The 8,586-nt window shown below is 60.3% G+C and carries 6 protein-coding genes; 2 read left to right on the top strand and 4 right to left on the bottom strand.

Going from position 1 to position 8,586, the window contains the following annotated elements; translation table 11 throughout:
• On the bottom strand, positions 1 to 998 hold a 998-nt coding region (locus tag AC1DLB_RS13205; protein WP_477785098.1), incomplete at its 3' end, for a cbb3-type cytochrome c oxidase subunit I.
• Positions 999 to 1,109: 111 nt separating this feature from the next.
• On the opposite strand from AC1DLB_RS13205, the gene AC1DLB_RS13200 reads away from it, so the two are divergent.
• Positions 1,110 to 1,784, top strand: a complete 675-nt coding sequence (locus AC1DLB_RS13200; protein WP_258612443.1) for an alpha/beta family hydrolase — start codon at positions 1,110 to 1,112, stop codon at positions 1,782 to 1,784.
• Between the two features lie 99 nt (positions 1,785 to 1,883).
• Here AC1DLB_RS13200 and AC1DLB_RS13195 read toward each other — a convergent pair whose 3' ends face one another.
• From AC1DLB_RS13195 to acnA, 3 genes are all read right to left on the bottom strand, one after another.
• Positions 1,884 to 3,449, bottom strand: coding sequence for a methyl-accepting chemotaxis protein (locus AC1DLB_RS13195; protein WP_477743780.1), 1,566 nt, complete (start codon positions 3,447 to 3,449; stop codon positions 1,884 to 1,886).
• Between the two features lie 107 nt (positions 3,450 to 3,556).
• Complete coding sequence (locus AC1DLB_RS13190) at positions 3,557 to 4,348, bottom strand: CPBP family intramembrane glutamic endopeptidase (protein WP_018925306.1); 792 nt, start codon at positions 4,346 to 4,348, stop codon at positions 3,557 to 3,559.
• 112 nt (positions 4,349 to 4,460) lie between these two features.
• Positions 4,461 to 7,202 (bottom strand): aconitate hydratase AcnA, encoded by a 2,742-nt coding sequence (gene acnA, locus AC1DLB_RS13185; protein WP_477785097.1) that lies wholly within the window; start codon positions 7,200 to 7,202, stop codon positions 4,461 to 4,463.
• A 222-nt stretch (positions 7,203 to 7,424) separates the two neighbouring features.
• Between acnA and rlmM the strand changes: the two genes are divergently transcribed.
• Positions 7,425 to 8,498 carry a 23S rRNA (cytidine(2498)-2'-O)-methyltransferase RlmM gene (rlmM, locus tag AC1DLB_RS13180; RefSeq protein ID WP_018925308.1) on the top strand — a complete coding sequence of 358 codons (1,074 nt, stop codon included), beginning with the start codon at positions 7,425 to 7,427 and terminating at the stop codon, positions 8,496 to 8,498.
• Positions 8,499 to 8,586: the final 88 nt, after the last annotated feature.

Genomic DNA, 8,586 nt, shown 5'->3' with positions numbered 1-8,586 from the left:
TTGACSGTCTTGATSGCCATCATCGGSCCTTCGAAGGTCGACATGCCGTAGAACGCCAGSGACACCACGAGGAAGCGCAGGATCGGGTCGCTGCGCAACTTATGCCAGGCACCCGACAGGGTCATCATGCCGTTGATCATCCCGCCCCAGCTCGGCGCCAGCAGGATCAGCGACATCACCATGCCCAACGACTGTGCCCAGTCTGGCAGCGCGGTGTAGTGCAAGTGGTGGGGACCGGCCCAGATGTACAGGGTGATCAGCGCCCAGAAGTGCACGATCGACAAGCGATAGGAATACACCGGGCGTTCGGCCTGTTTCGGCACGAAGTAGTACATCATCCCGAGGAAACCGGCGGTGAGGAAAAAGCCTACGGCGTTGTGGCCGTACCACCACTGCACCATGGCATCGGTCGCACCGGAGTACAGCGAGTAGGACTTGGTCAGACTCACCGGCAATTCCAGGTTGTTGACGATGTGCAGGATTGCCACGGTGATGATGAATCCACCGAAGAACCAGTTACCGACATAGATGTGCTTGGTCTTGCGTTGCATGATCGTGCCGAAGAACACGATGGCGTAAGCCACCCAGACGATGGTGATCAGGATGTCGATCGGCCATTCCAGTTCGGCGTATTCCTTGGAGCTGGTGTAACCCAGCGGCAGGCTGATCGCCGCCAACAGGATCACCAGTTGCCAGCCCCAGAAGCAGAACGCGGCGATTTTCGGCGCAAACAATCGAGTCTGGCAGGTACGCTGTACCGAGTAGAACGAACTGGCGAACAACGCACAGCCGCCGAAGGCGAAGATCACCGCGTTGGTGTGCAGCGGGCGCAACCGGCCGAAACTGGTCCATGGCAGATTGAAGTYGAGTTCGGGCCAGACCAACTGGGCGGCGAGAAAAACCCCGAGCCCCATGCCGACGATGCCCCACACCACCGTCATAATGGCGAATTGGCGGACCACCTTGTAGTTGTAGGCGGTACTGATAGAAGTGTTCATGGTTCCCCATCCACGGTTCAGCCGAAGTGAGGGCCCGTCTTTGCGAGTAAACCGCGCAAGGCAGACGCTCCCTTCGCCTGGAGTTATAGGCAGACTAAAAGCGAGGCAAGCATGGACAAACAGCACAAGGCCAGTATTGACGGGGATCAATGGGCGCAGTGCGTGCGGGATCACGGATGGTTGTGGAATGCCGCCTCGGTGCCGGCCTCGGCGACACTGATTCTCGCCCATGGCGCCGGTGCGCCGATGGACAGCGGCTGGATGAGCGACATGGCTGCGCGCCTTGCCACGCAAGGCGTCAACGTGCTGCGCTTCGAGTTTCCGTACATGGCCCAACGGCGAGTGGACGGCGGCAAGCGCCCACCGAACCCGGCGCCGAAACTGCTGGAGTGCTGGCGCGAGGTGTACGCCGTGGTGCGACGCCATGTCACTGGGCGTCTGGCCATTGGCGGCAAGTCCATGGGCGGGCGGATGGCCAGTCTTTTGGCCGATGAGCTGGAAGCGGATGCGCTGGTGTGCCTCGGTTATCCGTTTTATGCCGTCGGCAAACCGGAGAAACCTCGGGTTGAGCATTTGGCTGCGCTAAAGACACGGACGTTGATTGTGCAGGGTGAGCGCGATGCGCTGGGCAATCGTGAGGCCGTTGAGGCTTATACGTTGGCGCCGGGTATCGAGGTGTTCTGGCTTGAGGCGGCGGATCATGATTTGAAGCCGTTGAAGGCTTCAGGGTTTACGCATGAGCAGCATTTGGACGCGACAGCGAAGAAGGTCGCCGGATTTTTGTGAGAAGCAAGATCAAAAGATCGCAGCCTTCGGCAGCTCCTACGGGGTGTACGCCGTTCAAATGTAGGAGCCGGCGCAGCCTGCGATCTTTTGACTTTGTTGTCAGCGGTTAAACCGCTCCACCAACGAATACTGGGTATTCGCCGTCTTGGTCAGTTCTTCACTCAGTAGCGCCGAGTTCTGTGCCTGTTCCGAGGTCTGATCAGCCAGTTGCGAGATGTTGCTGATGTTGCGGCTGATTTCTTCGGCCACCGAACTTTGCTCTTCGGTCGCGGCAGCGATTTGGGTGGTCATGTCGGTGATGTGGGCTACCGCTTCGCTGATGCCCACCAGCGCCTGATCCGCTTCCAATACCCGCGCCACACCTTCTTCAGCCTGGCGATGGCCGGCCTCCATGGTTTGCACCGCCGTGCTGGCGGTTTGTTGCAGCTTGGCGATCAGGGCGTGGATCTGCCCGGTGGATTCGCTGGTGCGCTGCGCCAATTGGCGCACTTCGTCGGCCACCACCGCAAAACCACGGCCCATCTCACCAGCACGGGCGGCTTCGATCGCAGCGTTCAAGGCGAGCAGGTTGGTCTGGTCGGCAATGCCTTTGATCACATCGACCACGCCACCGATTTCGTCGCTGTCCTTGGCCAGTTGAGTGACCGTCAGACCGGTTTCACCGACCACCACCGACAGGCGTTGAATGGCTTCGCGGGTTTCACCTGCGATGTCGCGACCGCGACCGGTCAGGCGATTGGCTTCCTGAGTGGCGTCGGCGGTGCGCTGCACGTGACTGGCGACTTCCTGAGTGGTAGCGGCCATCTGATTGACGGCGGTCGCCACTTGCTCGGTTTCGACGCGCTGACGTTCCAGGCCGGTGGAGCTGTTATGGGCCAGCGTGTCGGACTGTTTCGCTTGTTCGTTCAGATGCTCGGCGGTGTCTTGCAGGCGCGTCAGGCAGGTTTTCAGGCGAGCTTCCTGGCTGAGAATGGACATTTCCAAGCGTGCCTGGGCACCGCGGCTGTCGGTGTACATCTGCGCGATCAGCGGGTCGGACGTGGTCTGTTCGGCCAGGCGCAGCAAGCGCTTGATGCCGCGCTGTTGCCAGCTCAAGCCCATCAAGCCCAACGGCACCGAAAGACCGGCGGCGAGGGCGAAGCCCCATTGCGACGTCAGGGTGGCGCCGATCATGAAGCTCAACTGGCTGACCAGAATGAACGGCAGCCAGTCCTGAAGCACCGGCAACCACTTATCCCTTTGAGGAACGGCTGACTTGCCCTGATTGATGCGTTGGTAGAGCGCTTCGGCACGGCGGATCTGCTCGGCGGTGGGCTTGACCCGCACCGACTCGTAACCGATCACCTGATTGCCTTCGAACACCGGTGTGACATAGGCGTTAACCCAGTAGTGGTCACCGGTCTTGCAGCGATTCTTGACAATGCCCATCCATGGCAAGCCTTGTTTCAGTGTGCCCCACATGTGCGCGAACACCGCAGACGGGACGTCGGGATGACGAACCAGGTTATGCGGCGCACGGATCAGTTCTTCACGCGAAAACCCGCTGATTTCGACGAAAGCATCGTTGCAGTAGGTGATCATGCCCTTGGCATCGGTGGTGGAAATCAACCGTTGCTGCGCCGGGAAGGTCCGTTCGCGTTGTGTAATGGACTGGTTGTTACGCATGGCTTTTTCAATCCGCAAGGCTTTGATGGTGTATCGGCATCGTTGGGCATTTATTGAAGTTTTTTTTCAATAAATCAGTAACGCGTCGCAAAACGACCGCTGCGTCATCATCCCGCGAGCATCGGATACGTGAACAAGCCGAAATGCAGCAGATTCAAACCAAAATGGGTGGCGATGGCCGCACCCAGCCCACCGAACCGGTAGGCCAGGCCATAGCCGACACCGGCCAGGCTGGCCAGCAACACCCATTGCCAGCCAGCGCCCAGATGAACGAGGCCAAATAGCAATGATGCGAGCACCAGCGCGAGGCTTTCACCATAAGGCAGGTGTTTAAACTGCCGGCTCAGACCGCCCTGGATGTAGCCGCGAAACAGCGCTTCTTCCACCAGCGTCACCAGCAACAGATTGTTCAGCATCCACAGCCAGGCCTGATCCGGCCATTTCGGTGCCCAACTGATCACCCCCAGCAATAGCGCACCACCCAGAGCCAGTACGGCACTCACGGTCAGGGCGAGGGCGGTGGCATACACCGACAGGCGCAGGGAGCGCCGGCCGACAATCCATGGGCAGACCAGTAACAGCCAGAAGCCGATCAGGGGTTTGTCCTGATTCAGGTACATGGCGAACCGCACGGCATCGTCGGTGAAACGCAGGGGATCGATAGCGCGACCGTTGTAGAAACCGGGAAGCCAGTGTGTCGCCAGCGCCACCGCCAAGACGATGAACAAGCCGTGGCCGAGGTAGCGGCCGAGGGGGATCTGTTGTTGGCGAACGGCGAAACCGGCGATCAGCAGTAACCCGAAAGAAATGGCAGCCAGCCAGCCGAGATGGCCGTAGATCAAAGCCAGGCTGTAGCCGAGCGAGAGAAGTGCCAGATAGATCCATGGCAGAGCGATCATTTGAAGTCCTTGAGGGCGGAGGTGCCTGTTTTCTTGGGGCGCGCAATTATAGAGACATACACCGCCCAAACAAAAACACCGCCCGAAGGCGGTGTCGTTGTCGGCGGAGGCGTTACGAGGCAATCAACTGCCGCAACACGTAATGCAAAATCCCTCCGGCCTTGAAGTACTCCACTTCGTTCAGGGTATCGATCCGGCACAATACCTCGACCTTCTCCTGGCTGCCGTCTTCACGGGTGATGACCAGCGTCAGGTTCATCCGCGGAGTCAGTTCGACGCCCGTCAGGCCAAGAATGTCCAGGGTTTCCTTGCCAGTGAGGTTCAGGCTCTTGCGGTTCTGATCCAGCTTGAACTGCAGCGGCAACACGCCCATGCCCACCAGATTTGAACGGTGAATCCGCTCGAAGCTTTCTGCGATGACGGCTTTGACCCCCAGCAGGTTGGTGCCCTTGGCCGCCCAGTCACGGCTCGATCCAGTGCCGTATTCTTGCCCGGCGATCACCACCAGCGGCGTGCCCGATGCCTGGTAACGCATGGCCGCGTCGTAGATCGGCAGTTTTTCCCCGGTCGGAATGTAAATCGTGTTGCCGCCTTCTTCACCACCGAGCATTTCGTTGCGAATGCGGATGTTGGCGAAGGTGCCGCGCATCATCACTTCGTGGTTACCGCGACGCGAGCCGTAGGAGTTGAAGTCCCGTGGTTCCACCCCTTGTTCGCGCAGGTAACGGCCGGCAGGGCTGTCGGTCTTGATGTTGCCGGCGGGGGAGATGTGGTCGGTGGTTACCGAATCGCCGAGCAGCGCGAGGACTTTCGCCCCTTCGACATCCTTGACCACTGGCGCAGGGCCGCCAATGTCATCGAAGAAGGGCGGGTGCTGGATATACGTCGAATCGTTGTTCCAGACATAAGTCGCTGCCTGCGGCACTTCGATGGCTTGCCACTGCTCGTCGCCGGCGAACACTTCGGCGTACTCCTTGTGGAACATTGCGGTGTTCACCTGAGTTACCGCGTCGGCGATTTCCTTGGTGCTCGGCCAGATGTCTCGCAGGTAAACCGGGTGGCCGTCCTTGTCGTTTCCCAAGGGCTCGCTGCTGATGTCGATGCGCACCGTGCCGGCCAGCGCGTAGGCGACGACCAGGGGCGGGGAGGCCAGCCAGTTGGTTTTCACCAGCGGATGCACGCGGCCTTCGAAGTTGCGGTTGCCCGACAGCACCGAGGCGACGGTCAGGTCGGCTTTCTGGATGGCTTTTTCAATCGGCTCCGGCAACGGCCCGGAGTTGCCGATGCAGGTGGTGCAGCCATAACCGACCAGGGCAAAACCGAGTTGGTCGAGGTATTGGGTCAGACCGGCTGCCTTGTAATAGTCGGTGACCACTTTCGAACCGGGGGCCAGGGAACTCTTGACCCAGGGTTTGCGCTTGAGGCCTTTTTCCACGGCTTTTTTCGCCACCAGTCCGGCTGCCATCATCACACTGGGATTGGAGGTGTTGGTGCAGGAGGTGAYCGCGGCAATCACCACCGCACCGTTTTTCAGCCGATGCGTATGGCCTTCGTGGGCGTAGTCCGCTTCACCGATCAGATCGGCGTTGCCTACCGCGACGCCACCGCCGCCCTCACTTTCGAGGCGACCTTCTTCCTTGCTGGTCGGTTTGATTTGCAGGCCGAGAAAGTCAGTGAACGCTTGCGCCACATTCGGCAACGAGACGCGGTCTTGTGGGCGTTTCGGTCCGGCGAGGCTGGCCTCGACGCTGCCCATGTCCAGGGCCAGGCTGTCGGTGAACACCGGCTCCTTGCCGGGCAGGCGCCACAGGCCCTGGGTCTTGCTGTAGGCCTCCACCAGTTTCACGGTTTCCGAGGTACGGCCGGACAGGCGCAGGTACTCCAGGGTCACCTCGTCCACCGGGAAGAAGCCGCAGGTGGCGCCGTATTCCGGAGCCATGTTCGCAATGGTCGCGCGGTCGGCCAGCGGCAGGTCGGCGAGGCCGTCGCCGTAGAACTCGACGAATTTGCCGACCACGCCTTTCTTGCGCAGCATCTGGGTGACGGTCAGCACCAGGTCGGTGGCGGTGATGCCTTCCTTGAGCTTGCCAGTGAGTTTGAAGCCGATCACTTCCGGAATCAGCATCGACACCGGTTGGCCCAGCATCGCCGCTTCCGCTTCGATCCCGCCGACGCCCCAGCCGAGTACGCCGAGGCCGTTGATCATGGTGGTGTGGGAGTCAGTGCCGACCAGGGTGTCGGGGAAAGCATAGGTGCGGCCGTCCTCATCCTTGGTCCAGACCGTGCGTCCTAGGTATTCAAGGTTGACCTGGTGACAGATACCGGTGCCCGGCGGCACCACGCTGAAGTTGGCGAAGGCGCTCTGACCCCAGCGCAGGAAGGCGTACCGCTCGTGGTTGCGCTGCATTTCGATGTCGACGTTCTGTTCGAAGGCGCTTGAGCTGGCGAACTTGTCGACCATCACCGAGTGGTCGATCACCAGGTCCACCGGCGACAGCGGATTGATGCGCTGTGGGTCGCCACCGGCCTTGGCCATGGCGGCGCGCATGGCGGCCAGGTCGACCACGGCCGGGACGCCGGTAAAGTCCTGCATCAATACCCGCGCGGGGCGGTATTGGATTTCGCGGTCGGAGCGACGCTCCTTGAGCCAGGCGGCAATCGCCTTGAGGTCGGCGCCGGTGACGGTTTTCTCGTCCTCCCAGCGCAGCAGGTTTTCCAGCAGCACTTTCAACGACATGGGCAGCTTGTCGAGGTCACCCAGGCTCTTGGCGGCTTCGCGCAGGCTGAAATAGTGGTAGGTCTTGTCGTCGACTTGTAAGGTTTTAAGGGTTTTCAGGCTATCGAGGGACGGCATTGAAATGACTCCTTTAAGTCCGCACGGCTACGGACGGAGGGAAGGGCAGAGGTTTAAACCTAGTCCTGTTTGGTGCTTAAGGCTAATAACTGGACCCTAAGGGCAAGTCCAAGGTTCCGAACTCGGCTATCATGCGCCGGTTTTCGTGACAGGCTTTGCTTCAACGCAAGCCTGGGCATCGCGCAGTGGCGCAATTTTTCCGCCAACTGCCCAGGAGTAAGAATGAACACCCTCTTTATGCATTGCCGACCGGGCTTCGAAGGCGAAGTCTGTTCCGAGATTTCCGAACATGCCGCGCGGCTGAACGTGGCCGGTTATGCCAAGGCCAAAACCGCCAGCGCCTATGCCGAATTCATCTGCACCGAAGAAGACGGCGCCGAACGCCTGATGCGTGGCCAGCGTTTCGCCGACCTGATCTTCCCGCGCCAGTGGGCCCGTGGGATCTTTATTGATCTGCCGGAAACCGACCGCATCAGCGTGATCCTCGCCCACATGGCGGACTTCCCGCTGTGCGGCAGCCTGTGGCTGGAAATGGTCGACACCAACGATGGCAAAGAGCTGTCGAACTTCTGCAAGAAGTTTGAAGTGCACCTGCGCAAGGCGTTGATGGCGGCCGGCAAACTGGTGGAAGACCCCAACAAGCCGCGCCTGCTGCTGACCTTCAAGAGCGGCCGCGAAGTGTTCATGGGGCTGGCGGAGTCGAACAACTCGGCGATGTGGCCGATGGGCATTCCGCGCCTGAAGTTCCCCCGTGAAGCGCCGAGCCGTTCGACGTTGAAGCTGGAAGAGGCGTGGCATCACTTCATTCCCCGCGACCAGTGGGATGAGCGTCTGCACAGCGACATGACCGGTGTCGACCTCGGCGCCGCCCCTGGCGGCTGGACCTGGCAACTGGTCAACCGCGGCATGCTGGTGACCGCCATCGACAACGGCCCGATGGCCGAAAGCCTGATGGATACCGGTCTGGTGCAGCACTTGATGGCCGACGGTTTCACCTTCAAGCCCAAACAGCCGGTGGACTGGATGGTCTGCGACATCGTCGAGAAGCCGGCGCGTAACGCGGCGATGCTGGAAGAATGGATTGGCGAGGGGCATTGCCGGGAAGCGGTGGTCAACCTCAAGCTGCCGATGAAACAGCGTTATGCCGAAGTGAAGCGCTTGCTGGAGCGTATTGCCGAGGGGTTCAAGGCGCGGGGCATTCGGGTTGAAATCGGCTGCAAGCAGCTGTATCACGACCGTGAAGAAGTGACCTGCCATTTGCGCCGGCTTGACGTGAAAAAACCGAAATCCCGCTGATTCATACGGTCCCGCTCCCATAGGTGACCGAACACCCGGCAATGCGCGACAATGCCGGCAAGTTTCAGGAGTAAACCATGAGTGAAAT

The sequence above is a fragment of the Pseudomonas sp. 05N434 genome, assembly GCF_056396965.1.
This window is presented reverse-complemented; position numbering and strand designations above follow the sequence as displayed.

Bases quoted from the DNA above. Each gene is read 5' to 3' on its own strand.
- AC1DLB_RS13200 (WP_258612443.1), top strand. From the start codon at position 1,110: ATGGACAAACAGCACAAGGCCAGTATTGACGGGGATCAATGGGCGCAG.
- AC1DLB_RS13195 (WP_477743780.1), bottom strand. From the start codon at position 3,449: ATGCGTAACAACCAGTCCATTACACAACGCGAACGGACCTTCCCGGCG.
- AC1DLB_RS13190 (WP_018925306.1), bottom strand. From the start codon at position 4,348: ATGATCGCTCTGCCATGGATCTATCTGGCACTTCTCTCGCTCGGCTAC.
- rlmM (WP_018925308.1), top strand. From the start codon at position 7,425: ATGAACACCCTCTTTATGCATTGCCGACCGGGCTTCGAAGGCGAAGTC.